Source organism: Pseudarthrobacter enclensis, from assembly GCF_030811655.1.
GTDB lineage: Bacteria > Actinomycetota > Actinomycetes > Actinomycetales > Micrococcaceae > Arthrobacter > Arthrobacter enclensis_A.
This window is the reverse complement of the sequence record NZ_JAUSRE010000006.1, coordinates 191,756-215,923: the sequence shown is the minus strand read 5'-3', so window position 1 is coordinate 215,923 and position 24,168 is coordinate 191,756. Positions and strand designations below refer to the sequence as shown.

Sequence of the window (24,168 nt, the reverse complement as noted above, 5' to 3'; positions counted from 1 at the left end):
GGTAAAACTAAGACTATGGAACCTGTGGACACCGACGTTACCGGCCAGGCAGATCACGACGGCGAAACCTCCTCCGACACGCCGGCCCCGACCGGTTCCGCGGACAACCCCACGCTGGCTGAGTTGCTCTTGGCCGTCGAGGAACTGTGGCCGGAATCCCTTGCGGAGAATTGGGACGAGGTGGGCCTGGTGGCAGGGCACCCTTCGGCGTCCGTGTCCAAGGTGATGTTCGCGGTCGATCCCACTCTGGAAGTCATCGACGAGGCTGTGGAGTGGGGAGCCGAACTGCTTATTACCCACCACCCGTTGCTGCTGAAGGGCGTCACGTCAGTGGCTGCCACGTCGGCAAAGGGCCGGGCTGTCCACCGCCTCATTGAGTCGGGAACGGCGCTGCTGACGGTACACACCAACGGGGACTCCGCCGTCGGAGGTGTCTCCGATGTCCTTGCCGACGCGCTGGGGCTCCAGGACGTCGCGCCACTCACCGTTGCCGCCAACGGACTTCCGGAGGAAGGCATCGGGCGGGTGGGCGACCTGGCGGACGCCATGAACCTGGGCGACTTTGCAGCCCGGGTTTTCGGCATCCTTCCGTCCGTGGCAGGGGGAGTGCGGGTTTCCGGTGACAAGGACGGGCTGGTGCGGCGGATCGCGGTATGCGGCGGCGCCGGCGACTCCCTGTTCAATGAGGTGCGGGCCAGCAACGCCGATGTCTACGTAACGGCAGACCTGCGCCACCATCCAGCGTCGGAGGCGCGTGAGGCTGCCCTCAACGGGCGGCCCTACCTGGTGGATGTGTCCCACTTTGCCAGCGAGTGGCTTTGGCTGCCTGCGGCGGCGGCAGCCCTGGGCAACGTCCTGGCGGACCAGGGCCATGAGGTGGAGATCCGGGTCAGCACCACCAACAGTGATCCGTGGGATTTCATCCTGACCCCTGGCTAGCATTCGGCGCCGGGTCAGGCAGGGGAGCGGGCCACGCGCTAGAGTCTAGGAAGCGCCGGTACGGTGCCCGGCTGCGGCCGGAAGGGATCCAGCGGAGGTAACAGTGGCCAAGGCAGCACCGGCGGAACAGTTGAAGTTGCTCGAACTGCAGGGGCTAGACGCCAGGCTCAAGGGACTCGCCAACCGCCGCCGCACCTTGGAAAATGATCCCCGTATCAAGGACCTTGAGGCCGCACTGTCCGTGGCGAACGGTGAACTCGGCGCAGCGAAGGTGGCCGTCCACGACGCCGAGGCCGAGCTGAAAAGGGCCGAGGCCGACGTCGAGCAGGTGGCGTCGCGGATCGAACGCGACGAGGCCCGGCTCAACAGCGGCACCGGGCTGTCCAAGGATCTGGTGGCCCTGCAGAAGGACATCGCTTCGCTGAACAAGCGGCGGTCGGATCTTGAAGACGCGGAACTGGAAGTCATGGAGCGGCTGGAATCGCTGCGGGAACGGCAGGCAGCCCAGCAGCAGATCGTCGATGACATCCAGGGATCTTTCGGAACCATCAGGGCCGAGCTTGATGCCGCCCTGGCGGAGGTGGAAACGGAGGCGGCGGGGATTGGTGCCCAGCGCGCCGCATTCGCCGCCGGCCTGGATGCCGGAATGCTGGCGGTTTACGAAAAGACCCTGGCAAAGCGGGGAGTCGGCGCAGCTCGCCTCTTCCACGGCACCTCCGAGGCCTCGGGCATGAAGCTCAGCCCCGGCGACCTTGCCGAGATCAGGGCCGCTGCCGCCGACGACATTGTTTTCTGCCCGGACTCGGGCGCTATCCTGGTCCGCTCCGACGATTGGTCCTGAACAGCCGGCAATGGCCCGCGGGGTAAATCAGCCGGGCAGGATGATGTTCAGGGCGTGCGGCTTGCGGGCGGTACCGGCCACCAGTTCGGTGTCCCACTTTTCGCGCGCGGCCTTCAGGAGGTCCGACGGCGACACCGGGGCTTTGCCCCGCCTCACCAGCAGGTGCCGCGCCAGTTCGCCCCGGGTGTGCTTGGCGAAGTGGCTCACCACCTTGCGGACGCCGCCGGTCTCCGTGAAGACGTTCACGGCAACGGTCTGTTCCGGCGGCGGAGCCCACGCGGCAGCGTAGGTGCTGGAGCGGCAATCCACCAGCAGGTGTCCCTGTGCTGCGGCGCCAAGCGCGCCGGCAAGATGCGCCTTCCAGAACGGAGCCAGCCGGCCGACATCGGGCAGTGCGGCGCCCATGGACAAGCGGTAGGCCGGGACGCTGTCGCTGAAGCGGAGCGCACCCCAGAGCGCCGAAATTACCACGACCGCCTCATCCGCCTTCCGGCGCTGGGCAGGTGTCAGCGTACGGTAGCCCAGGGCGTCATACAGTACGCCGGAGTAGATACTGTGTGCCGGTGCCGCGGGCTCGCCGTGCAGGCGTGTGTTGCGTTCGACGTCGTCCCGCAGCGATGCTCCAACGCCCAGCAGCGCAAGGGCGTCCTCATGCGCGCTGACCGTACCCAGCGCATCGAGGACCTTGGCGCGGCAGGGGTTCAGATCCGGAAAGCCCAGGGAGGACCAGTCGACGGCGGGACCACTGGGCGCGGGTGTCTTGCCTTCGGAAGGGGGAAGCAGAATCAGCACCGTCCGATCCTACCGGCGGCAGCAGCAGCCGCCGGGCGCCGGTAGGATGGACGCGGATGGGACAGCCAGACGGCCGCGCGCTACGCAAGTGGCTCGAGGAACGTCCGGGCTCCGCAGGGCAGGGTGGTGGGTAACACCCACTCGGGGTAACCCGCAGGCCAGTGCCACAGAAAACAGACCGCCCGCGTTCCCGGCCATGCCGGGAACAGCAGGTAAGGGTGAAACGGTGGTGTAAGAGACCACCAGCTTCCCGGGTGACCGGGAAGGCTAGGTAAACCCCACCCGGAGCAAGGCCAGACAGGACACGTTCGAGGGCTGCCCGCCCGAGTGTCCGGGTAGGCCGCTGGAGGGTGCCGGCAACGGTACTCGTAGATGGATGGCCGTCGCTCCCTTGCCGGTAACGGCGGGGGAGAACAGAACCCGGCGTACCGGCTGTCCCATCCACATATCGCGTTTGACCACGGGCAATGTGTCGGGGATGCTGGACCGTGCCCGTAATTCCTGACCCCCGCCCCGACGCCCGGGTGCCTGTTGCCGGTGCCCGGTCACAGGTCGCTGCACTGGCCGGATTCCTTGCCCTCTCCGCCCTGGCCTGGGTGCTCGCCTCGGCCCCCATCATCCTGAATGCCAATGGCTGGTACGCCGGTTCGGTGAAGGCTCCCTGGATGCCGCCGTCGTGGATGTTCCGGACCACGTGGATGGGGCTGTACGCCGGGGTGGCCGCAGCGGCATGGCTGGTGTGGCGCAGGGGCGGCCTGACCGGCGGAACCCGTACCGGCTATGTACTCCAACTGCTGCTCAACACTGCCTGGCCGGTGGCATTCTTCGGGCTGTATCCAATGCTTGGAGCGCCGGCCCTCTGGGCGGCATTCCTGATTATCTGCGCACTTACAGGCACCCTTGCGTTCCTCATCCTGCGGTTCGGACCTGTCGACGCCGCCGCCGGGGTCCTGGTGCTGCCGTATTTCTACTGGCTTGTCTTCTCCGCCAGCCTGAACCTGTATGCCGCCATGCATAACTGAGAGGCCACCGCCGCATACCGTGTGAGTGATTTCACGCAGCGCAAGCGTGTTCCGTGTGGGGCGCCAAATTAGAATGGATACCGGACGCAGGAGTTCTACCGCCGAAAGTTGCGTTCGCAGCCGGCGGTTTTTCTTTGCACGCGATCCAGGTGCCTGGGGGCCATCCCTGCAGGTGCCGGTGCCCCTGGACATCATCAGGTGGCCTACATCCGTGTACGAGGACGTACACGGCTGAACCGAGGAAGGTATTTCTGTGAGCCAGACGTCTGATTCTTGTCTTGATACGTGGATGGGCCGGGAGGCCCTGGCTGAGGCCATGATCCCGGTCATCGGCAGGCTGTACCGCGAAAACAACGTGGTGACCAGCATCCACGGCCGGAGCCTGATCAACAAGTCCACCATGAACATCCTCAAGGCACACCGTTTTGCGCGCCGGATGAGCAAGGACGAACTGCTCCTGGAGGACACCGCACCCCTGCTCAACACGTTGGCCGGCCTGGATCTGGGCGCTGCCGCGATCGATATCGCCCGCCTGAACCAGAAATTCAAGGAAGAAGGCGACGGAGCCACCCTTGAAGAGTTCCTTCGGGCCGAACTCGCCGAGATCGTTGGCAAGCGTGGTGCCGACGAGCGCACCAGCACCGACGTGGTGCTCTACGGCTTCGGCCGCATCGGGCGGCTCCTGGCACGCCTGCTGATCGAAAAGGCCGGTGGCGGCCACGGACTGCGGCTGCGCGCCATCGTGGTCCGCCGCGGGTCCGACAACGACCTTTCCAAGCGGGCCAGCCTGCTCCGCCGGGACTCCGTGCATGGTTCCTTCGAGGGCACCATCCGGATCGATGAAGAAGCCAACACCATCACGGCCAACGGCGTCCGCATCCAGGTGATCTACTCGAACGACCCCGCCACTATCGATTACACCGCGTACGGAATCAAGGATGCCCTGGTGGTGGACAACACCGGCCGCTGGCGGGACGCCGAAGGGCTGTCCCAGCACCTGCAGAGCGAGGGCGTGGCCCGCGTCCTGCTGACGGCTCCGGGCAAGGGCGAGCTGAAGAACATTGTCCACGGCATCAATCACCGCGACATCACAGATTCGGACAGGATCGTCTCGGCGGCGTCCTGCACCACCAACGCCATCACTCCGGTGCTGAAGGCCATCAACGACAAGTTCGGCGTGATCCACGGTCACGTGGAAACCGTGCACTCCTTCACCAACGACCAGAACCTGATCGACAACTTCCACAAGGGCGACCGCCGCGGACGTTCCGCCGCGCTGAACATGGTCATCACCGAAACCGGTGCCGCCAAGGCTGTAGCCAAGGCGCTGCCCGAACTCCTGGGCAAGCTCACCGGAAGCTCCATCCGCGTGCCCACCCCGGACGTCTCCCTGGCTATCCTGAACCTCACCCTTGAAAACGGCACCACCAAGGATGAGGTGAACAACTACCTGCGCGAGATGTCCCTGCACTCGGACCTGCGCAAGCAGATCGACTACATCGACTCGCCCGAGGTTGTCTCCACCGACTTCGTGGGCTCCCGCCGTGCAGGCATCGTTGACGGCCTGGCCACGGTTTCCACGGACAAGAACCTGGTCCTGTACGTCTGGTACGACAACGAATTCGGCTACAGCTGCCAGGTGGTCCGGGTCATGGAGGAAATGGCTGGCGTAAACCCGCCGTCGTTCCCCGCCAAGGAAAGCGCGGCCGCCCTGGCCGCGATCGCCGTCTGACCAATAGCGACACGTCCTGCCAATTCCCGGCTGGTTCACTGGAATCAGCCGGGAATCCGGACCAGACTGGTGGCATGGACAACGAATCGACGCTTCAGCACGAAACCACCCTTGAGCACGCCCTGGACGTGGCAAAAGCCAACCATAAGGAAGCTGTGCGCCTGCTTGAGCGCGCGCGTGCAGAGCAGAAGACGGGCGATGTCAGCGATGAGCGGGTACGCCAGCTCGAGGGCCTGCTGTCAATCGCCGAGGAGGATCTTCGCAGGGTCACGAAGGAGCAGTAGGGGCCGGGGGCTGGGGAACGTGTGACCCGTCACTCGTCCTCAACAGTGTGGATATCACTGGCCGGCCTGGTGCTTTGACCTAGGCTCTTGGGGTGCCTGACTTTCCCTTTTCGCCGTTGACGCCGTGACCGCAAGCTGGTCAGCGTACCGCCGCGCACGCCGCCGGTCCCGGCAGGCCTGGGCCATTTTGGCCGCAGCCGCGGTGGGTATCGTCGTCGCACTGGCCTGGTTCTTCGCAGCCGGCCAATTCGCCGCTGGGCCAACACAGCGGGGACCGTCCGAGGCCCCCGTGTTCGACGCCGGCTGGATGAAGCCGGTGCAGGAGCCCAATCCGGTACCGCCCGGTACCGCGCTGTCGGCGCTGGACGGCCTGCCCGTGAAGGGCCGGGCGCCGGGCACCAACTACAGCCGGGAGGCCTTCGGCCAGGCATGGCTGGACGTCGACCGGAACGGGTGTGATACCCGCAACGACATCCTTCGCAGGGACCTGTCCGGCGTGGTGTTTTCCGAGGGCTCCACGTGCAGCGTCACTGCCGGGCACCTCCTCGAACCCTATACGGGCAGGGACGTTGACTTCCGCCGCGGCTCCGAGAGCAGCCGTGCCGTCCAGATTGATCACGTGGTGGCACTTGGCGATGCCTGGCAAAAGGGCGCGCAGGGCCTGGGAGCCAAGGAACGCCAGAACCTGGCCAACGATCCACTGAACCTCATCGCCGCGGATGGTGCAGCCAACCAGCAGAAGAGCGCCGGGGACGCCGCCACCTGGCTGCCCAAAAACACGGCCATCCGCTGCCACTATGTGGCCCGCCAGATCTCAGTGAAAGCGGCGTACGGACTGTGGGTGACTCCGGCGGAAAAGGACGCCATGAAGCAGGTCCTCGGTTCATGCCCGAAGCAGCAGACCATCACCGTCCGCTGAGCGCGTCCAAAGGCTTCAGTGGCCGAACGGATCCGGATCGACGCCGGGCATCCAGGTCAGCCCCGGAACGCCCCAGCCGTTCTTCTTGGCCTGCTTCATGGCCTTCCGGGAGTAGCGGTCAATCAGGCGGTTGACGTACAGCTTGCCGTCCAGGTGGTCGTACTCGTGCTGGATCACCCTGGCGAACCAGCCCGTGGCCTCAAACCTGACGGGATTTCCATCCCCGTCGAAGCCCTCAACACGGGCCCATTCGGCGCGTTTAAGCGGGTACTGCTCACCCGGGAAGGACAGGCAGCCCTCTTCCTCCTCGTCCGGGTCCGGTGCCGCCCCGGAAACCTTGGAGAGAGTGAGGACAGGATTGACCACGACGCCGGTTGGGGGAGCGCCGTCGTCATTGGCGTACTTGTAGACGAAGATGCGCTTGCCGACGCCGATCTGCGGGGCGGCAAGGCCAACACCGTTTGCGGCATCGTTGGTTTCGAACATGTCGGCGATCAAGGTCCGCAGTTCGTCGTCGAATACCTCCACCTCGGCAGCGCGGCGGTGCAGGACGGGCTCGCCCCAGATGGTGATCGGCAGAACGGTCATGTCAGTAGTCCTTTGGCTTCGCGGTGTCCCCGGGCTGCAATGCACGTACCCCGGCGGGCCACAACAAAAGAGGCCGCACCGGATATCCGGTGCGACCTCCCTTATTGACGGCTGCATATGCCGCCCCGTGAGGGTGAGCGACGGGGGTTGAACCCGCGACCTCCTGGACCACAACCAGGCGCTCTGCCAACTGAGCTACGCCCACCATGTGCCTCAAGGGATTCTCGCCTCAGCGGCTCCCTGGAAACGCAACTCAAATAGCTTACCTGCTCGGAAGGGGTGCTTTGTCCACTTTTGCCGTTTTCAGCAAAATTTCATCCGAACGTGGCGCAGATTACTCTGCCGCCTCCACTCCGGCACCCCCATTGGTGATGGCCCGGGCGATCTTCTGCGCCGTGGCGCTGTCGGGTCCGGGGGCGGGAACGAAGACTGCCTCCCGGTAGTAGCGGAGTTCATCAATCGAGTCCTTGATGTCTCCCAGCGCGCGGTGGCCGCCCTTCTTGGCCGGTGACTGGAAATAGGCCCTGGCGTACCAGCGGCGGGAGAGCTCCTTGATGGTGCTGACATCAATGACACGGTAGTGGAGGTGCTCCACCACGGCGGGCATGTCCCGGGAGAGGAAGACGCGGTCGGTCCCCACCGAGTTGCCGCCGAGCGGTGCCTTCCGCGGGTCCGGGACCCACTTTGAGATGTACTCCATGACGGCGGCTTCCGCCTCTTCCATCGTCTTGCCGTTCGGCAGTTCCGCCAACAGCCCTGACTTGGTGTGCATGTCGCGGACGAAATCGGACATCTGCGCTACGGCGGCGTCGTCGGGTTTGATGACGACGTCAACGCCGTCCCCGAGAATGTTCAGTTCCGAATCAGTGACCAGGGCTGCCACCTCGATCAGGGCGTCGTTCTTGATGTCCAGACCGGTCATTTCGCAGTCGATCCAGACGATTCGTTCGTTAGATATAGGCACCGGACCAGCCTACCGTTACACTCCCTGACGCCCGGCCGATGCTAGGATTTCGGGTACACGGCGGGTCGCCCTTCCGCCCTTTAAACCTTGTCCCGGCCAGCCCGCGTGGGCCGCCGGGTGAACAGCGGAAACGCACGAAGATTGGACGATCCTGAAATGACGGCGCCCGTGCCCGCGATGGGGGAGATGGCGGCGGCCGGCATTGCCGGGGAAGGCAGTGCCGAGGTGGACAATCCCCGCTCGCCCCTGCTTGCCGGTTTCCTGGGTTCCATGTTCATGCTGATCGGATCGATCGGTGTTGGCTGGCTGGCCCCCGTTTCCGAGCTGCGCCGCATGCCCCTCTTCATTTGGATGCGCACCGAGGCCCCGGGCGTGGCCCTGTCCATTGTCCTGGTGGCCGGAGGGGGCATGCTGCTGGTGCGCGCGTGGCTCCGGCTTGGGCAGAAAGTCCGCGTGTGGGGTGACCAGGCGCGGAGGGCAACCCTGACCGCCGTGGTGGCCTGGGGACTTCCCATGGCGTTCAGCGTGCCTCTGTTCAGCCGCGATGTATACGCGTACATCGGCCAGGGGCGCCTGATGGTGGAGGGATTCAACCCCTACGAACACGGCATCTCCGCCCTGTCCAACTACTTCCAGCTCGGCGCCGACAAGATGTGGACCGAGGCGCCGGTTCCCTACGGACAGCTGTTCCTATGGCTTGAACAGTTCATCGTATGGGTCACCGGCGTCCAGCCCGAGACCTGCATCATGCTGTTCCGCCTGGCCTCCCTGGCCGGGGTAGCGCTGTGCGTCATTTACGTGCCCCGCCTCGCCGAACTGCACGGCGTCAACCCCCACAGGGCACTCTGGCTCACCGTGGCCAATCCGCTCTTCCTGACCAACTTCATCGCCAGTGTGCATAACGACTCACTGATGATCGGGCTGGCCCTGGCCGGGTTGTACTATGCCGCAACCCACCGGCAGATCCGCGCCATCATTCTGGTCACGCTGTCCATCGCGGTGAAACCCATCACCATTGTCTTCCTGCCGTTCATCGGCCTGTTGTGGGCCGGCAGGAAGGCAGGATGGCTCCGAAAGATGGCCTTCTGGACGTTGACGGCCGGACTGAGCCTGGGGCTCCTGACCGCGATGAGCATGGTTAACGGATTTGGCTTTGGCTGGATCAACGGCCTCTCAGCTCCCGGCAGCATCTCCATCTGGTATGCCCCCGTGGGCCTGATCGGCATGGTGGTTGCATCCCTGGCCACGGCTTTGGGTTTCGACGGATCAGTTCCCGCCGGCTGGGTGTTCGACGCCGGGAAGCTGCTTGCGGTGGGCATCATCGCCTGGCAGGTTTTCAAGGGGGACTACGACCGCCTCATGCGCCGCCTTACGCTCTCCCTGGCAGCGGTGGTGCTGCTGGCCCCCATCATCCAGGCCTGGTACGTCGTCTGGCTGATACCGCTGTTCGCCGTGACCGGCATCCGCAACGACTGGCAGGTGAAGGCGCTGTATTTCGTGGTGTCCTTCTTCATGATCTATGCCATCTCGGACCAGCTGGACGTGTTCCCGTATCTTCAGACCCAGGACCTGGGCTTTGCCCTGGCCCTGGCCAGGGTGGCCGCAGCGCTGACGGCGCTCCTGTTTGCCCTGTACCTGATCTTTTGGGATCCCGGGACCCGTCGGCTGTTCCGCAAAACGCACGAACCCGTCGTCGAACGGCCCGTGATTTAACGCCCGGCCATCACTTCCCGGTTGCTGCCGCGCCCCCCAGGCGCCGCAGGGCCTCCCTCTGCGACAGTGGGCTCAAAGCGCCCGGGTGACGGCTGACGAACGCCTCCACCCATTCAGGTGCAGTCCTGGCATATTGCCGCAGCGCCCAGCCGATCGCCTTCCGGATGAAGAACTCGGGGTCTCCGATGTTCTGTTCGATGACGTCCGCGAGCAGTTGGGGGTCGGTGGCCTTTCCGGCGCGAAGCTGGGAGGTAATGGAAGCCCTGCGGATCCACACGTCCGGATCGCGGCTCCACTGCCTGAGGACGGCGGACATGGTTTCGCCGTGCGCCAGCAGCAGGCCGCAGATCCGGCCGGACACGCCATCGGCAAAATCCCACCACGCGCCCGTCCTGATGATCTCCTCGTACACGGGAAGCATGTCCATCCAGCCGCCCAGCAGGCGGTGTGCCGTCAGGTCGATGGCGGCGTACCGCTCCTCCCGGAAGGTTGAGCTCCGCCACAGTTCCAGGACGGTGGCGCGCAGCTGCGCCGCGGACGCGGGCGGAAAGTCCCGGACGGCCTGGGCAGTGACCCGCCGAACCTCGGGTACCCTGACGCCCAGCGAAGGAATCCGGGACTTCATGTAGGCCTGCGCGCCGGCAGCCCGCTCCGGGTCGGCCATCGCGCGAAGCGCCGCCTTGACGGCTGCGACGAGATCCTGGTCAGCGGCGGATTCCATGCAGCAACCTTAGCCATTGCGGGGGACCGGGTGAGGTACGCTGATGAGCGCTAACACCCAGCGACCCAAAGGGAATTCATGCCCGAAACCGAAGTCCACCTCGCCCACGGACCCTACTCCGCCGTCGTAACCCTCCGGGGCGGGGCGCTGCGCGAACTGCGCCACAACGGCAGGAACCTGGTGGTGGGCTTTGGCCCGGAGGGCGCCGTGCCCGACTACCGCGGAGTCATCTGTGCCCCCTGGCCCAACCGGCTCGCGGACGGCACGTACACCTATGCCGGCAGGTCTTACGCCGCCGCTGTCAACGAACCCGAACGGGGCTCCGCCCTCCATGGCCTTGCGATCCACCGGGCATGGGAACTTGTTGAGGCTACGGCGCCCCAGGCAGTCTTGCGCTGCCGCATTCCGTCAGGCCCCGATTACCCCGCCGACCTGGAACTAACGGTCACGTACTCCCTTTCGGACGACGGCCTCCAGGGAACGGTGCAGGCGGTCAACGCCGGTTCTGTTTCAGTACCGTACGGAGTGTGCCCGCATCCCTATCTCGTGGCCGGTCCTTCGCCCTTGGATGACTGGTCGCTGGAACTTCCCGCCGATACCTACCTGGAGGTCACGCCGGACCGGCTGCTCCCCGTGGGAATGCGGCAGGTTGACCAGGGCCGCTTCGACTTCCGCTCCCCGCGGCGCCTGGCGCAGGTGAAGATCGACCACGCTTTTACGACCCTTGGCCGGGACGCTGCCGGTTTGGCCCGGGTCCGGGTGACGGATCCGTCGGGGACAGGTGTTGAACTGGAGTGGGGGCCGGAGTGGCCCTGGGTCCAGGTGCACACCGGGGACAAACCCGCGGGGCCCGACCGTCTTGGCCTGGCGGTGGAACCCATGACGTGCCCGCCTGACGCCCTGCATTCCGGGACGGACCTGGTGCACCTGCAGCCCGGCGGATCCCATTCTGCCAGCTGGATTATCCGCGCACTGGGCTAGCTGCGCTTGCTGCAGCGGTATGCGTCCACCCGGCGCGCTGCAGCCATGCGGCGCATAGCGACGTCCACTGCTGCGGCCCGGGCTCGCCTGTGGCAAGTCCCAGGCCGTGCCGTCCGTGCGGAAAGACGTGGAGTTCCGCGGGAACGCCTGCGGCAAAGAGAGCCCTGGCGTAGTTCAGGCTGTTGCTCACAGGCACGGCCGCGTCGTCGGCAGTGTGCCAGAGGAACGCCGGGGGCGTGAGGGGCGTGACGTTCAGTTCCGCTGACAGGGCCGTCAGAAGATCCGACGGCGGCGCGTCGCCCAGGAGGTTCTGCACAGATCCCTGATGCGCTTGGGAGGTCATGGAAGCCACGGGGTAGCAAAGTACCGAAAGATCCGGAACGGCGGCAGGCACGTCCAGGCTCGGATTCCCCGTGGCGGCTGCCGTGGAGAGGGTGGCGGCCAGGTGCCCGCCGGCCGAGAAACCAAGGACGCCTGCGCGCCCACTGTCAACAGCCAGCCCGTGCTGCCCGCTGCGGATGTAAAGCATGGCTTCCTTGGCATCCTCCAGCGGGGCCGGATGCCGGTCCGGGGCCACCCGGTACCGCAATACGAACGCATGGATGCCCAGGCCGGCCAGCCAGTCCGCCACGGGCTCCGCCTCATGGTCCGCCTGGCGGGCATAGCCGCCTCCGGGCAGTACCAGGATCGCGGGCCGGGGTCCGCCGGCTTCCGGACATGCGGGGATGGCGGAGAGCCCACGGGGAGTTGTCACGCCGCTTCGGTGCTGCGCCGCAGCGTGACCTCGCCGGTGACGGCGCCCGGAGCGGCCTCTTCGCCCTCTTCGCCGTCCGGCCGGCCGCGTGTGGCCCGGGTGGCAAGCCGCCCGATATCTTCCAGGGGCAGGCGGACGGTTGAGAGGGCAGGCCGGAAGTCCCGCAGGGTTTCGATGTCGTCGAAGCCGGCGATCGCGGCGTCGCGGGGGATACGGAGCCCCTCTGCCCGGAGCGCCGCTGCCGTTCCGATGGCCATCACGTCGTTGACGGCGAAAATGCAGAGCTTCGGCGCAGCCTCTCCCGACCCGGGCGCTTTGATCCGTCCAGCCAGTTGAAGCCCGGCGTCATATCCGCCGGACCGGTTGAACGCGGTCCTGAGGACTTCCGCCTGAGGCCGCCCGGCCCGCTCCAGTCCTTCCTGGAAGCCGCGCACGCGGTCATCCGATGTGAGCAGGCCCTCTGGTCCGCCCACGATGACAAAGTCGCCGTCCCAGCCTGCCGCAAGTTCCGCGGCCAGCCGGCGGGCGAGCTCCTGGTTGGGGACTCTCACCACGTGGTAGCCCTCCTGGACAGTGGCGCCCACCACGGGATGTCCCACAACGGCCACCTGCCCGCCGTTCCGGCAGTACCGGTCAAGTTCTGCCGCGAGTTCGGCGTTGCCGTCCTGGTCCTCCGTCCGGCAGGAACGGGACCCTGCGATGACGATCGAATCAGCGCGGCGGGCGGCGAACGCGGCCACCGCTTCCCTTTCTTCCGTCGGTCCGCCGCCGGTGGTGGCCAGCAGCACCATCTTGTGCTGTTCCCTTGCCGCTTCCTGGACACCCCTGGCAATGGCGGCGAAGTAGGGGTCGGCGATGTCATGAACGATCAGGCCGATCAGGCCGGAACTGGACTTCGCCAGCCCCTGGGCCTGCGCATTGGGGATGTAGCCGAGCGATTCAGCCGCCTGCCGGACCCGCTCGGTGATGTCCTTGCCCGGCTTGCGGGCAGAACCGTTGAGCACGCGGGAGGCCGTGGCGGGCGAGACGCCGGCAAGGCGCGCCACCTCGGTAAGGGTACTTGCAGCCACTGCATCTCCTGATTGTCTGTCGGGGGCTCAAACGCTAAGCACATTATGGCAGGTCACCCCTCTTCCGGAAAGCGCTTGCCAACCATTAGCGCGGGGTGCATCATTGAACCAATGGGAACGCGCTTTCCCAATGAGCGTCAGAACATCGCCTACTCACCGTGGAGGACACATGGGCTTCGAAACCAAAACGATCCGTATTGCCATGAACGGCATCACCGGCCGGATGGGCTACCGGCAGCACCTGCTGCGGTCCATCCTGCCCATCCGCGATGCCGGCGGCTTCACGCTGGAAGACGGCACCCGGGTCCAGGTGGAACCCATCCTGGTGGGCCGCAACGAGGCCAAAATCCGCGAGCTGGCGGAGAAGCACAAGGTCTCGGAGTGGACCACCGACCTGGACGCCGTGATCAACGACCCCACTGTCGACGTCGTCTTCGATGCGTCCATGACCAGCCTGCGCGCCGCGACGCTGAAGAAGGCCATGCTGGCCGGGAAGCACATCTTCACGGAGAAGCCCACGGCCGAAACGCTGGAAGAGGCCATCGAACTGGCGCGCATCGGCAAGGAGGCCGGCGTCACCGCGGGGGTTGTTCACGACAAGCTGTACCTCCCGGGCCTGGTCAAACTCCGCCGCCTGGTGGATGAAGGCTTCTTCGGCCGCATCCTGTCCATCCGCGGGGAGTTCGGATACTGGGTCTTTGAAGGCGACATCCAGGCCGCCCAGCGGCCGTCCTGGAATTACCGCAAGGAAGACGGTGGCGGCATGACCACCGATATGTTCTGCCACTGGAACTATGTCCTTGAGGGCATCATCGGCAAGGTCAAGAGCGTCAATGCCACAACCGCCACCCACATCCCCACCCGCTGGGACGAAGCGGGCAAGGAATACAAGGCAACCGCGGACGACGCCTCCTACGGCATCTTCGAGCTGGAGACCCCGGGCGGGGACGACGTCATCGGCCAGATCAACTCCTCCTGGGCCGTCCGCGTCTACCGGGACGAACTGGTGGAATTCCAGGTGGACGGCACCCATGGCTCGGCTGTTGCCGGCCTGAACAAGTGCGTCGCCCAGCAGCGCGCCCATACACCCAAGCCCGTGTGGAACCCTGACCTGCCAGTCACCGAGTCCTTCCGCGATCAGTGGCAGGAAGTACCCGCCAACGCGGACCTGGACAACGGCTTCAAGCTGCAGTGGGAGGAGTTCCTCCGCGACGTGGTCGCCGGCCGCGAACACCGCTTCGGCCTGCTGTCCGCCGCCCGCGGCGTCCAGCTCGCCGAACTCGGCCTTCGCTCCAGCGAGGAACGCCGCACCCTCGACATCCCGGAGATCACCCTCTAATGACGTCCCTCATCCTTCCCTCCGAAGACGGCGGCACCAGGGAGTACCGGCTGCGGGGCGGTGCCACATGGGCCCGCCCCGCAGCACCCCTGACCGCACGACGGGCCTACGCGGCAGCCCACGTCATCCCCGACGTCCTGGCAGACAATACCCCGGGTGCCCCGGCCCGACTGGACTGGGACGCCACCATGGCCTACCGCCACGAACTGTGGTCCTACGGCCTGGGCGTTGCCGATGCCATGGATACCGCCCAGCGCGGCATGGGACTCGACTGGGCCGCCACCCAGCAGCTCATCAAGCGCACAGGCGTCGAAGCGGCCTCGGTGGTCGCCGCCGGCAATGCGGCAACCGCGGGCAAGACCGTCCGTGACCTCGTCTCCTGCGGTGCCGGCACCGACCAGCTCGACATCGACGCCCTGCCGTCCGGCGACGCCGGCATCAAGGCCGTCCTGGAGGCCTACCGCGAGCAAATCGCCGTCGTCAGCGAGGCCGGACCCAAGGTCATCCTCATGGCCTCCCGCGCCCTCGCCAAGGCAGCGCGCGGGCCCGAGGACTACCTCACGGTCTACTCCACCCTCCTGCAGGAAGTGGACCAGCCCGTCATCCTGCACTGGCTCGGCACCATGTTCGATCCCGCCCTCGCCGGCTACTGGGGGTCCGAGGACGTTCCGGCCGCCACCGAAACCTTCCTGGGCCTGATCAGGGACAACGCTGACAAGGTGGACGGCGTCAAGGTTTCGCTGCTCGACGCCGGCCACGAGGTCGCCCTGCGGGCAGCCCTGCCTGACGGCGTCCGTCTCTACACCGGGGACGACTTCAACTACCCGGAGCTCATCGACGGCGACGGCACCCACCACTCCGACGCCCTGCTGGGCATCTTCGCGGCCATCTACCCCGCTGCGTCGGTGGCACTGCAGAACTACGACGCCGGCAACGCCGCCAGGGCACGCGAGATCCTGGACTCCACCCGCGAACTGGGCAAGCACATCTTCAGCGCCCCCACGTTCTACTACAAGACCGGCATCGCCTTCATGTCCTGGCTCAACGGCAAGCAGCCCGGCTTCCAGATGGTGGGCGGCCTGCACTCGGGCCGCTCCGTGTGCCACCTCGCCAGGACCTTCGAACTGGCGGACCAGGCCGGGCTCCTCAGGGATCCGGCGCTGGCCGCCTTCCGGATGTCCGACTACCTGCGCATCAACGGGGTGGGAGCATGAGCGATTTCTCCCGCCTCTCCATCAACAGCGCCACCACCAAGAAGTGGACCCTCGCCCAGGTGGTGGAGGGCTGCGTGAACGCCGGCATTCCGGCCATCGGCCCCTGGCGGGACCGGGTGGCGGAAGCGGGCCTGGACAAGGCGGCGCGCCTGATCAAGGACGCCGGACTGCGCGTCTCCTCCCTGTGCCGCGGCGGCTTCCTCACGGCCGCCGACGCCGCCGGCCAGGCTGCCGCCCTGGCCGACAACCGGGCAGCGATCCTTGAAGCCGTGGCCCTGGACACCACGGAACTGTTCCTGGTGGTTGGCGGCCTCGCCCCGGGGGAAAAGGACATCGTGGGCGCCCGGCAGCGTGTGGCTGACCGGCTCGCGGACCTGGTCCCGTTCGCACAGGAAAACGGCGTCCGCCTGGTGCTGGAACCGCTGCACCCGATGTACGCCGCGGACCGCGCACTGATCTCCACCCTGGGGCAGGCCCTGGACCTCGCGGCGCCTTTCGACGCGGCAGCGGTGGGGGTCGCCGTCGACACCTTTCACGTCTGGTGGGATCCGGAACTTAAGGCGCAGATCGAACGGGCCGGCCGGGAGAACCGCATCGCCTCATACCAGGTGTGCGACTTCAACATGCCCATTGCCGCCGATCCGCTGCTCTCCCGTGGATACATGGGAGACGGCGTGGTGGACTTCGCCACGATCGGCACCTGGGTGCGCGACGCCGGGTACACGGGCGACATCGAAGTGGAAATTTTCAATCAGGAGATCTGGGACACGGACGGTGCCGCCGTCCTGGCCACGGTCAAGGAGAGGTACGCGGACCTCGTCCTGCCGTATGCCTGACCTGATGCAGACCGCGGGCTCCTGCTACGTCACGGCAGGAGCCTGCGCCCCACATGACAGGACCCGGACCATCGGGGGATGCCCCCAATGGTCCGGGTCCTTCTCCTGTCCGCTGCTTATCCTGCCTTACACGTACAACGAAGCGAACCGGCGGTACCTCGCCAGCACACCGGCGTCGTCCTTCCCCGGGGGAAAGTCGACGGCGTCTGCCGCCCAGGCAGGGAATCGTCCGGTGAGTGCCGCCACAGCCTGCCGGGCCGCGCCGTCGGCGACGTATTCGCCCGGCCGGGGGACAGAAATGGCTGTTCCCAGCAGCCTTGCCGCCACTTCCTGCACGGCCGCAGACTGGGCGCCCCCGCCCACCAGGAGGATCCGCCGGGCTGACACCCCCTGGTCCCGCAGTGCCGCCAGGCCGTCCGCCAGGGAGCAGACCACCCCTTCGACGGCGGCGCGCGCCAGGTTGGCGGCCGTGTAATTCGCCCTCGTGATGCCATGCAGCGAACCGGTGGCATCCGGAAGGTTGGGCGTCCGCTCCCCATCGAAGTAGGGGACCAGGGTCAGGCCTCCGGCGCCGGGCCCGGCGGACAAGGCAAGCCGGTTGAACTCTGGCAGGTCCACGCCCAGCAAAGCGGCCGTGGCATCGAAGATGCGGGTGGCATTCAGGGTGCACACCAGCGGCAGGTAATGTCCCGCCGCGTCGGCAAACCCCGCTACGAGTCCGGAAGCGTCTGCCGCAGCTGTGTCCGAGATGGCGAACACCGTGCCGGAGGTGCCCAGCGACATCACTACGTCGCCCAGGCCCGCGCCCGCACCGAGGGCGGCGGCCGCATTGTCACCGGCACCTGCAGCCAGGATGGCACCTGACTGCGTCATCCCCGCAGACTCCAACGGTGCGAGGACCTTGGGCAGGGCCGGCACGTGGCCGAGTGCCGCAACCAGGACATCGGGCAGGTAGGTGCCCTCCGCCGTCGAGTAGTACCCGGTGCCTGACGCGTCCGAGCGGTCTGTCCGCAGCGCGGCCAGGCCCTCAGCGCCGCTGCCGGGCCCGTAGCCTGCGAGCCGCCAGGTCAGCCAGTCGTGCGGGAGGCATACGGCGGCTACTTTGGCCGCGTTCTCCGGTTCGTTTTCCGCCAGCCAGCGCAGTTTTGTCACCGTCAGCGAGGCCACTGGGACGGTGCCGGTGGTGCGGGCCCAGTACTCTGCGCCGGCGGCGGGATCTCCGCCGCCGGCACTTGTGATGAGTTCCGCGGCTGCGCCGGCGCTCCGGGTATCGTTCCACAGCAGCGCCGGGCGGATCACCGCGCCCTCGCTGTCCAGGCACACCATGCCGTGCTGCTGGCCACCGACGGAGACGGCGCCGACGTCATCCAGCCCGCCTGCGTCGGCCACAGCTTTTTGCAGCGCCGTCCACCAGTGGTCCGGGTGTACCTCGGTGCCCTCCGGGTGAAGTGCGCGACCCTGGCGGACCAGGGTCCCGGTGTCCGCGTCACGGATGACCACTTTGCAGGACTGGGTGGAGCTGTCGATTCCTGCGACGAGCACCATGGCTTAGCGGGCGCCCAGGAGGTGTTCGATGGCGAGCTGGTTGAGCCGGACGAACGCGAAGGAGCGCTCGGCGGCTTTGTCGGCGTCGAAGTTCTCGAACGCGGCGGCGTCGGCGAGCAGGTCTGCCGTGCTTTCACCGGCCTTGAGCGTGGGTTCGCCGAGTTCGAAGACGCCGGAGGCCTTGAGGGCTTCCTGCACCTGCGGATCCGCGCGGAAGGCGAGGGCGCGTTCCTTCAGCAGCAGGTACATGGCCATGTTCGACTTGGCGGATTCCCAGACGCCGTCATAACCGTCGGTGCGGGACGGCTTGTAATCGAAGTGGCGGGGGCCGTCGTACTTCGGGCCGCCGCCAGGGAAACCGTTCTCGAGCAGGTCCACGGTGAAGAACGCACTGGTGAGGTCGCCGTGGCCGAAGACCAGGTCCTGGTCGTACTTGATGCCGCGCTGGCCGTTGAGGTCGATGTGGAAGAGCTTGCCGGCCCACAGTGCCTGGGCGATGCCGTGGGTGAAGTTTAGTCCGGCCATCTGCTCGTGGCCCGTTTCCGGGTTCAGGCCCACGATGTCGCCGTGTTCCAGCTGGGCAATGAAGGCCAGTCCATGGCCGACGGTGGGCAGGAAGATATCCCCGCGGGGCTCATTGGGCTTGGGCTCCAATGCGATGCGGAGGTTGTAGCCCTTCTCCTTGATGTAGCCGGCGGCGGTGTCGACGCCTTCCTTCATCCGGTCAAGGGCGGCCGCCAGGTCCTTGGAACCGTCGTATTCGCTGCCCTCCCGGCCGCCCCACATGACGAACGTTTCGGCACCAAGCTCTGCGGCGAGGTCGATGTTCCGCAGGACCTTGGACAGGGCAAAGCGGCGGATTGAGCGGTCGTTGGACGTGAAGCCGCCGTCCTTGAACACGGGGTGGCTGAACAGGTTGGTGGTCACCATGGGAACCTTCAGCCCGGTCTCGGCCAGGGCTGAGCGGAAGTTCTTCAAGATGAGCTCCCGCTCCGAGGCGGAGGCGTCGAACGGAACGAGGTCGTTGTCGTGGAAGGTGATGCCGTACGCGCCGAGTTCGCTGAGCTTGTGGACTGCCTCAATGGGGTCGAGGGCTTTGCGGGTGGCCACACCGAACGGGTCGGCGCCGGTCCATCCGACGGTCCACAGGCCAAAGGTGAACTTGTCGGCGGGGGTGGGGGAAAGAGTCATGATGCGTCCTTGCGATCGGGTGTTCCGCGGAAGTGCGAAGCTTTAGTTCATTGCTTGAACTATATGAGCGGACGTAGGGTGGGGTCAAGAGTTCAGCTGGGAAAGAGCCGGGAAATCCGGCGGGTACCCAACCAGGGAGGTTTGTGATGGTGATGCCGGCGCCTGCAGTGTCAGGGACCGGAGGGGCAGCCCCCGGAACCGTGGGTGATGTGCGGCGCAGCAACCTTGCTTTGGTCCTGGGCTCCATCGCAGAGTTTCCGCCAGGTACCTGCCCAAGCCGCGCCCAGGTAGCCGCCGCTACCGGACTGACCAAAGCTTCCGTGTCCAGCCTGGTGCTGGACCTCCTGGACGCAGGGCTCATCCGCGAAGTTGGCTTGAACCCGCAGGGGCGCGGCCGCCCCGGGGTTGGGCTGGAACTTAACCCCAGCCGCGCCGTCATGGGCATGGAGATTAACGTCGACTACATCTCGGCGGCGGTGGTTGACCTGACCGGCAAGGTCCTCATCCGGGAGGTCAAGGAGCGCGATAACCGTAACAGTGCCCACGCCCCGGTGCTGGCAGCGCTCGCAGCCCTGGCCGTGCGGGTGCGGAGTTCCGCAGGGGAGCGGGGGGTGGAGGTCCTGGGCGGAGGGCTGGCGGTGCCTGGACTCGTGGATCCTGCCAGGGCCCGTGTGCTGACCGCTCCCAACTTGGGCTGGGTGGACGTGGACCTTGATCTGGATGCCCTGCTTCCCGAAGCACCCCTGGGGGTTGCGCTGTTCAACGAGGCGAACGCAGCGGCGCTGGCGGAACTTCGGGACCGGCCGGACGGTGCTTCCGACTTCCTGTTTGTCTCGGGCGAAGTGGGTGTGGGTGGAGGCATCGTCATAGGCTCGGAGCTGTTTACCGGCCCTGAGGGCCACGCCGGCGAGGTTGGGCACATCGTGGTGGACCCGGATGGCGGACATTGTTCGTGCGGGGGAACGGGCTGCCTGGAAACTGTCGCCGGCCAGGATGCCATCTTCACGGCCGCCGGGCTGGTCCCGGACACCGGTTCGCGCTCTGCGAGCATGTCCGCGCTCCTGCAGGCGCTGAAGGCCGCCGAGCCCGGGCCGGTGACTGCCGTCGAACGCGCCGGCCGCAGTCTCGGCATAGCGCTGGCGTCCGCGGCGCGCGTGGTGGATATCCAATCGGTGGTCCTCGGTGGCCACTTTGCGCTCCTTGAACCATGGCTGCGCGCCCCGTTGCTGGAAAGCCTGGGCAAGTATGCGCCGGGCAAGTATGCGCCGGAGCAAGTCACAGTGTCCGCGGTAGGTGAAGCGGGAGCCCTGCTGGGTTCGGCCGGCAGCGTCATCCGCTCCCTCATGGAGGCGCCACACAGGCTGCACGCATAGCCGAAATGCAGGACGCCCCGGTCCGAAGACCGGGGCGTCCTGCATAAAGGTGCCCCAGGAGGGAATCGAACCCCCGACCGGCGGATTAGAAGGCCGCTGCTCTATCCCCTGAGCTACTGAGGCATCGGTTTCCGGCCTGCAGCCGGTGCCTCGAAAAGTTTACCTTGCCCGGGATGCTGGCGGTGTCATCCAACCACTCCTCCTCCACATCTGCATGCAGACGGGCCGTTGTCCACATACGGGGATCGGCCCCTCCTGTCAGGCGGCCATCCCGCGCCATGCTGGTCGTGCCTGCTAAGGGCGCCACCATCCAGACAGGACATAGACATGAGCGAAACGATCACTATCCGGGGCTTCGTGGCCACCGGAATTACGAGTTCCACCACGCCGGGAGGAGTGGCAACAGCTTCCTTCCGCCTCGGTTCCACCAGCCGGCGCTTTGACCGGGAGACCAAAACCTGGGGTGACGGGCACACCAACTGGTTCACCGTCCAGGGCTACCGTGCCCTCGCGGGAACCCTGGGCTGCAGCATCAGGAAGGGGCAGCCGGTCATCGTCGTGGGCAAGCTGAAGATCCGCACCTGGGAAAAGGACGGCCGGGTGTACCACTCCACCGTCATTGACGCGGACACCGTGGGCCACGACCTCACCTTTGGATCCGCCAACTTCATCCGGACGGCTTCCAGGCCGGCCCTGTCCCTCGTGGAACAGCCGCCGGCTTCCGATGTGCCCGGGATGGACGAGGTCCAGGACGAACCGGAGGACCGCCAGGACGAACATCCTGAGGATGACGGCCACCCGGCCGTCGTCATTGAGGACAATGACGGTGGACTTGCCTCGCTGGACCTGGAAACGGGGGAGCTGGCCGAAGTCTAAGGAAGCACCATCAGGTACCAACGGTTCCATCCAGTCCCGGGCAGACGGAATGGCGGCACCCCCGAACCGCCTTCCGTCCGTCCGCCAATGCGGACCGCGTGACTCCGGGCCCTGCGGGTCAGGAGCCTCCCGGCACCCGTGGCAGAATGACAGCATGCGTCTGACCCCTTCCCGCCGGTACACAGCCTGTGCCGGTGCAGCATTGGCAGGGGCGGTCCTGGCCGCTGTCCTGTCAGGTTGTGTCGCCGGCCCGGCCGGGAAAGAAACAACCGGCAGCCAGCAGTCATCAGCGTCCCCGGCCGCCGGCACCACGGCACCGGCACGGCCTGGCCACGCTGCGGATCCCGCACCGCCAAGCGCCGGTGCCTCCGCGCAACCCCTGGCAGACACCTCCGGAGGTGCGTCTGCCGCCGCAGCCGCCGCCACCGAAAAGGCAAAAGTCACCGTCACTGACGCCCTGACCAGGCTGGCTGCCGGAGCGCCAAAACCGGCCACGGCCCAGGTCAGCGACGCCCTCACAGGTGCCGGTATTGCAGCGTCGCAGCTTCAGGTATCGCAGAGCCGAACACCAACCGGGCTGGAGGCGGACGCCATCGAAGCAGCGGTGCTTCAGGGCCGGGACTGCGTCATCGGCCAGGTGCGCGAAGGGGCAGTGACCGTCACAGTCCTTCCCGTGCTGGCCAGCGGCAAATGCTTCGTGGGGTCCTGACCCCTCTGTCCCGCCGGCCGAAAATGTGAGTTCTGCCCGCCAACCCACTAGATTTGAGACCATGGCGGAATTTATCTACACAATGACCAAGGCCCGCAAGGCCGTTGGCGAAAAACTCATTCTTGATGACGTAAGCATGTCCTTCTTCCCGGGCGCCAAGATTGGTGTTGTGGGCCCAAACGGTGCCGGTAAGTCCACCATCCTCAAGATCATGGCGGGGCTGGACACTCCCTCCAATGGCGAGGCCAGGCTCAGCCCCGGCTACAGCGTGGGCATCCTGATGCAGGAACCCCCGCTGAACGAGGAAAAGACCGTCCTGGGCAACGTCCAGGAAGGCGTTGGCGAGATCTACGGCAAGATCCAGCGCTTCAACGAGATCTCCGAGGAAATGGCCAGCCCTGACGCTGACTACGACACCCTCCTCGAAGAGATGGGCAAGCTGCAGGAGGCCATCGACGCCGCCGATGCCTGGGACCTCGACTCCCAGCTCGAGCAGGCCATGGACGCCCTCCGTTGCCCCCCGGCGGATGCTGACGTCACCAACCTCTCCGGTGGTGAGCGCCGCCGCGTGGCCCTGTGCAAGCTCCTGCTGCAGAAGCCGGACCTGCTGCTCCTGGACGAGCCCACCAACCACCTGGACGCCGAAAGCGTGCTCTGGCTGGAACAGCACCTCTCCAGCTACCCCGGCGCCGTACTGGCCGTGACCCACGACCGCTACTTCCTGGACCACGTGGCGGAATGGATCGCCGAAGTGGACCGCGGCCACCTCTACCCCTATGAGGGCAACTACTCCACCTACCTGGAAAAGAAGCGCGCCCGTCTCGAGATCCAGGGCAAGAAGGACGCCAAGCAGGCCAAGCGCCTCGCCGAGGAACTCGAGTGGGTCCGCTCCAACGCCAAGGGCCGCCAGACCAAGTCGAAGGCCCGCCTGGCCCGCTACGAGGAAATGGCCGCAGAGGCAGACCGCACCAGGAAGCTGGACTTCGAAGAGATCCAGATCCCGCCGGGACCCCGCCTGGGCGGCCTGGTGCTGGAGGCCAAGAACCTCCAGAAGGGTTTCGAGGACCGGGTCCTGATCGACGGACTGTCCTTCACTTTGCCCCGCAACGGCATCGTGGGCGTCATCGGGCCCAACGGCGTGGGCAAGACCACCCTGTTCAAGACGATCGTCGGCCTCGAGCCGCTCGACGGCGGCGACCTGAAGATCGGCGATTCCGTCAAGATCTCCTACGCGGACCAGAGCCGTGGCGGCATCGACCCCAACAAGACCCTGTGGGAAGTCGTCTCAGACGGGCTCGACTTCATCCAGGTGGGCAACGTTGAGATGCCGTCCCGCGCCTATGTTGCCGCTTTCGGCTTCAAGGGCCCGGACCAGCAGAAGAAGGCCGGTGTCCTCTCCGGCGGTGAGCGCAACCGCCTGAACCTTGCCCTGACCCTCAAGCAGGGCGGAAACCTGCTGCTCCTCGACGAGCCCACCAACGACCTCGACGTCGAAACCCTCAGCAGCCTGGAAAACGCGCTGCTTGAGTTCCCCGGCTGCGCCGTAGTGGTTTCGCACGACCGCTGGTTCCTTGACCGGGTGGCCACCCACATCCTGGCCTACGAAGGCGACGACGAGAACCCCTCCAAGTGGTACTGGTTCGAGGGTAACTTCGAATCCTACGAGGAGAACAAGGTCCAGCGGCTGGGCCCCGACGCTGCCAAGCCGCACCGTGTCACGCACCGGCGCCTGACCCGCGACTAAAAGCGCGGACCCCGCAGCCTG

23 protein-coding genes, 2 tRNA genes and 1 other RNA gene are annotated in these 24,168 nt (G+C 66.3%); 16 read left to right on the top strand and 10 right to left on the bottom strand.

Annotated features, from left to right (window positions below; all coding sequences use genetic code 11):
- Positions 1–15 precede the first annotated feature (15 nt).
- Positions 16–939, top strand: coding sequence for a Nif3-like dinuclear metal center hexameric protein (locus J2X98_RS08115; protein ID WP_307306440.1), 924 nt, complete (start codon positions 16–18; stop codon positions 937–939).
- Between the two features lie 103 nt (positions 940–1,042).
- On the top strand, positions 1,043–1,780 hold the full coding sequence (locus J2X98_RS08110; RefSeq protein ID WP_141941852.1) for a zinc ribbon domain-containing protein: 738 nt from the start codon (positions 1,043–1,045) through the stop codon (positions 1,778–1,780).
- 27 nt (positions 1,781–1,807) lie between these two features.
- Here the strand turns inward: J2X98_RS08110 and J2X98_RS08105 are convergent, their stop codons facing one another.
- Positions 1,808–2,572 carry a YaaA family protein gene (locus J2X98_RS08105; RefSeq protein WP_307306434.1) on the bottom strand — a complete coding sequence of 255 codons (765 nt, stop codon included), beginning with the start codon at positions 2,570–2,572 and terminating at the stop codon, positions 1,808–1,810.
- Between the two features lie 57 nt (positions 2,573–2,629).
- On the opposite strand from J2X98_RS08105, the gene rnpB reads away from it, so the two are divergent.
- The 5 genes from rnpB (at position 2,630) to J2X98_RS08080 (ending at position 6,529) form a co-directional block, all read left to right on the top strand.
- Positions 2,630–3,016, top strand: an RNA gene (gene rnpB, locus J2X98_RS08100) — RNase P RNA component class A.
- Positions 3,017–3,060: 44 nt separating this feature from the next.
- A complete protein-coding gene (locus tag J2X98_RS08095; protein ID WP_307306432.1) occupies positions 3,061–3,594 on the top strand; it encodes a TspO/MBR family protein in 534 nt (177 codons plus the stop codon).
- Positions 3,595–3,847: 253 nt separating this feature from the next.
- Complete coding sequence (locus J2X98_RS08090) at positions 3,848–5,326, top strand: glyceraldehyde-3-phosphate dehydrogenase (RefSeq protein ID WP_307306429.1); 1,479 nt, start codon at positions 3,848–3,850, stop codon at positions 5,324–5,326.
- Between the two features lie 74 nt (positions 5,327–5,400).
- On the top strand, positions 5,401–5,610 hold the full coding sequence (locus tag J2X98_RS08085) for a hypothetical protein (RefSeq protein WP_307306425.1): 210 nt from the start codon (positions 5,401–5,403) through the stop codon (positions 5,608–5,610).
- Between the two features lie 124 nt (positions 5,611–5,734).
- Complete coding sequence (locus J2X98_RS08080) at positions 5,735–6,529, top strand: HNH endonuclease family protein (protein WP_141941841.1); 795 nt, start codon at positions 5,735–5,737, stop codon at positions 6,527–6,529.
- A 15-nt stretch (positions 6,530–6,544) separates the two neighbouring features.
- Here J2X98_RS08080 and def read toward each other — a convergent pair whose 3' ends face one another.
- From def to orn, 3 genes are all read right to left on the bottom strand, one after another.
- Positions 6,545–7,117, bottom strand: a complete 573-nt coding sequence (def, locus tag J2X98_RS08075; RefSeq protein ID WP_307306422.1) for a peptide deformylase — start codon at positions 7,115–7,117, stop codon at positions 6,545–6,547.
- A 132-nt stretch (positions 7,118–7,249) separates the two neighbouring features.
- Positions 7,250–7,322: transfer RNA gene (locus J2X98_RS08070), tRNA-His, on the bottom strand.
- 129 nt (positions 7,323–7,451) lie between these two features.
- Positions 7,452–8,081, bottom strand: coding sequence for an oligoribonuclease (orn, locus tag J2X98_RS08065; RefSeq protein WP_141941838.1), 630 nt, complete (start codon positions 8,079–8,081; stop codon positions 7,452–7,454).
- A gap of 156 nt (positions 8,082–8,237) precedes the next feature.
- On the opposite strand from orn, the gene mptB reads away from it, so the two are divergent.
- Positions 8,238–9,794, top strand: a complete 1,557-nt coding sequence (gene mptB / locus J2X98_RS08060; RefSeq protein ID WP_307306416.1) for a polyprenol phosphomannose-dependent alpha 1,6 mannosyltransferase MptB — start codon at positions 8,238–8,240, stop codon at positions 9,792–9,794.
- 10 nt (positions 9,795–9,804) lie between these two features.
- On the opposite strand, the gene J2X98_RS08055 is transcribed toward mptB, so the two are convergent.
- On the bottom strand, positions 9,805–10,515 hold the full coding sequence (locus J2X98_RS08055; RefSeq protein WP_307306412.1) for a DNA alkylation repair protein: 711 nt from the start codon (positions 10,513–10,515) through the stop codon (positions 9,805–9,807).
- 78 nt (positions 10,516–10,593) lie between these two features.
- Between J2X98_RS08055 and J2X98_RS08050 the strand changes: the two genes are divergently transcribed.
- Complete coding sequence (locus tag J2X98_RS08050) at positions 10,594–11,496, top strand: aldose 1-epimerase family protein (RefSeq protein ID WP_307306409.1); 903 nt, start codon at positions 10,594–10,596, stop codon at positions 11,494–11,496.
- On the opposite strand, the gene J2X98_RS08045 is transcribed toward J2X98_RS08050, so the two are convergent.
- A complete protein-coding gene (locus J2X98_RS08045; protein WP_307306406.1) occupies positions 11,477–12,250 on the bottom strand; it encodes an alpha/beta hydrolase in 774 nt (257 codons plus the stop codon). The two genes, J2X98_RS08050 and J2X98_RS08045, sit on opposite strands and share 20 nt — an antisense overlap.
- Positions 12,247–13,320, bottom strand: a complete 1,074-nt coding sequence (locus J2X98_RS08040) for a LacI family DNA-binding transcriptional regulator (RefSeq protein WP_307306402.1) — start codon at positions 13,318–13,320, stop codon at positions 12,247–12,249. Before J2X98_RS08040 ends, J2X98_RS08045 begins: the two co-directional genes overlap by 4 nt.
- Positions 13,321–13,489: 169 nt before the next feature.
- On the opposite strand from J2X98_RS08040, the gene J2X98_RS08035 reads away from it, so the two are divergent.
- Genes J2X98_RS08035 through J2X98_RS08025 form a run of 3 tightly spaced genes read left to right on the top strand, consistent with a single transcriptional unit; the run spans position 13,490 to position 16,709 of the window.
- On the top strand, positions 13,490–14,659 hold the full coding sequence (locus J2X98_RS08035; RefSeq protein ID WP_307306399.1) for a Gfo/Idh/MocA family protein: 1,170 nt from the start codon (positions 13,490–13,492) through the stop codon (positions 14,657–14,659).
- The gene (locus J2X98_RS08030) at positions 14,659–15,873 is read left to right on the top strand and encodes a dihydrodipicolinate synthase family protein (protein WP_307306397.1); all 1,215 of its coding nucleotides are present in this window, start codon (positions 14,659–14,661) and stop codon (positions 15,871–15,873) included. Before J2X98_RS08035 ends, J2X98_RS08030 begins: the two co-directional genes overlap by 1 nt.
- Entirely contained in the window at positions 15,870–16,709 is an 840-nt protein-coding gene (locus tag J2X98_RS08025; protein WP_307306393.1) for a sugar phosphate isomerase/epimerase family protein, read from the top strand. Before J2X98_RS08030 ends, J2X98_RS08025 begins: the two co-directional genes overlap by 4 nt.
- Positions 16,710–16,835: 126 nt before the next feature.
- Here J2X98_RS08025 and xylB read toward each other — a convergent pair whose 3' ends face one another.
- The gene (gene xylB, locus J2X98_RS08020) at positions 16,836–18,254 is read right to left on the bottom strand and encodes a xylulokinase (protein WP_307306391.1); all 1,419 of its coding nucleotides are present in this window, start codon (positions 18,252–18,254) and stop codon (positions 16,836–16,838) included.
- A gap of 3 nt (positions 18,255–18,257) precedes the next feature.
- Entirely contained in the window at positions 18,258–19,445 is a 1,188-nt protein-coding gene (gene xylA / locus J2X98_RS08015; RefSeq protein ID WP_141941820.1) for a xylose isomerase, read from the bottom strand.
- A gap of 146 nt (positions 19,446–19,591) precedes the next feature.
- On the opposite strand from xylA, the gene J2X98_RS08010 reads away from it, so the two are divergent.
- A complete protein-coding gene (locus J2X98_RS08010) occupies positions 19,592–20,818 on the top strand; it encodes an ROK family transcriptional regulator (RefSeq protein ID WP_307306387.1) in 1,227 nt (408 codons plus the stop codon).
- A gap of 50 nt (positions 20,819–20,868) precedes the next feature.
- Here J2X98_RS08010 and J2X98_RS08005 read toward each other — a convergent pair.
- Positions 20,869–20,941 (bottom strand) — tRNA-Arg (locus J2X98_RS08005).
- A 204-nt stretch (positions 20,942–21,145) separates the two neighbouring features.
- Here J2X98_RS08005 and J2X98_RS08000 point away from each other — a divergent pair.
- The 3 genes from J2X98_RS08000 (at position 21,146) to ettA (ending at position 24,147) form a co-directional block, all read left to right on the top strand.
- A complete protein-coding gene (locus J2X98_RS08000; protein ID WP_141941817.1) occupies positions 21,146–21,694 on the top strand; it encodes a single-stranded DNA-binding protein in 549 nt (182 codons plus the stop codon).
- 154 nt (positions 21,695–21,848) lie between these two features.
- Complete coding sequence (locus J2X98_RS07995) at positions 21,849–22,403, top strand: DUF6993 domain-containing protein (protein WP_307306384.1); 555 nt, start codon at positions 21,849–21,851, stop codon at positions 22,401–22,403.
- Positions 22,404–22,464: 61 nt separating this feature from the next.
- Positions 22,465–24,147 carry an energy-dependent translational throttle protein EttA gene (gene ettA, locus J2X98_RS07990; protein ID WP_141941813.1) on the top strand — a complete coding sequence of 561 codons (1,683 nt, stop codon included), beginning with the start codon at positions 22,465–22,467 and terminating at the stop codon, positions 24,145–24,147.
- The last annotated feature ends 21 nt before the right edge of the window (positions 24,148–24,168 follow it).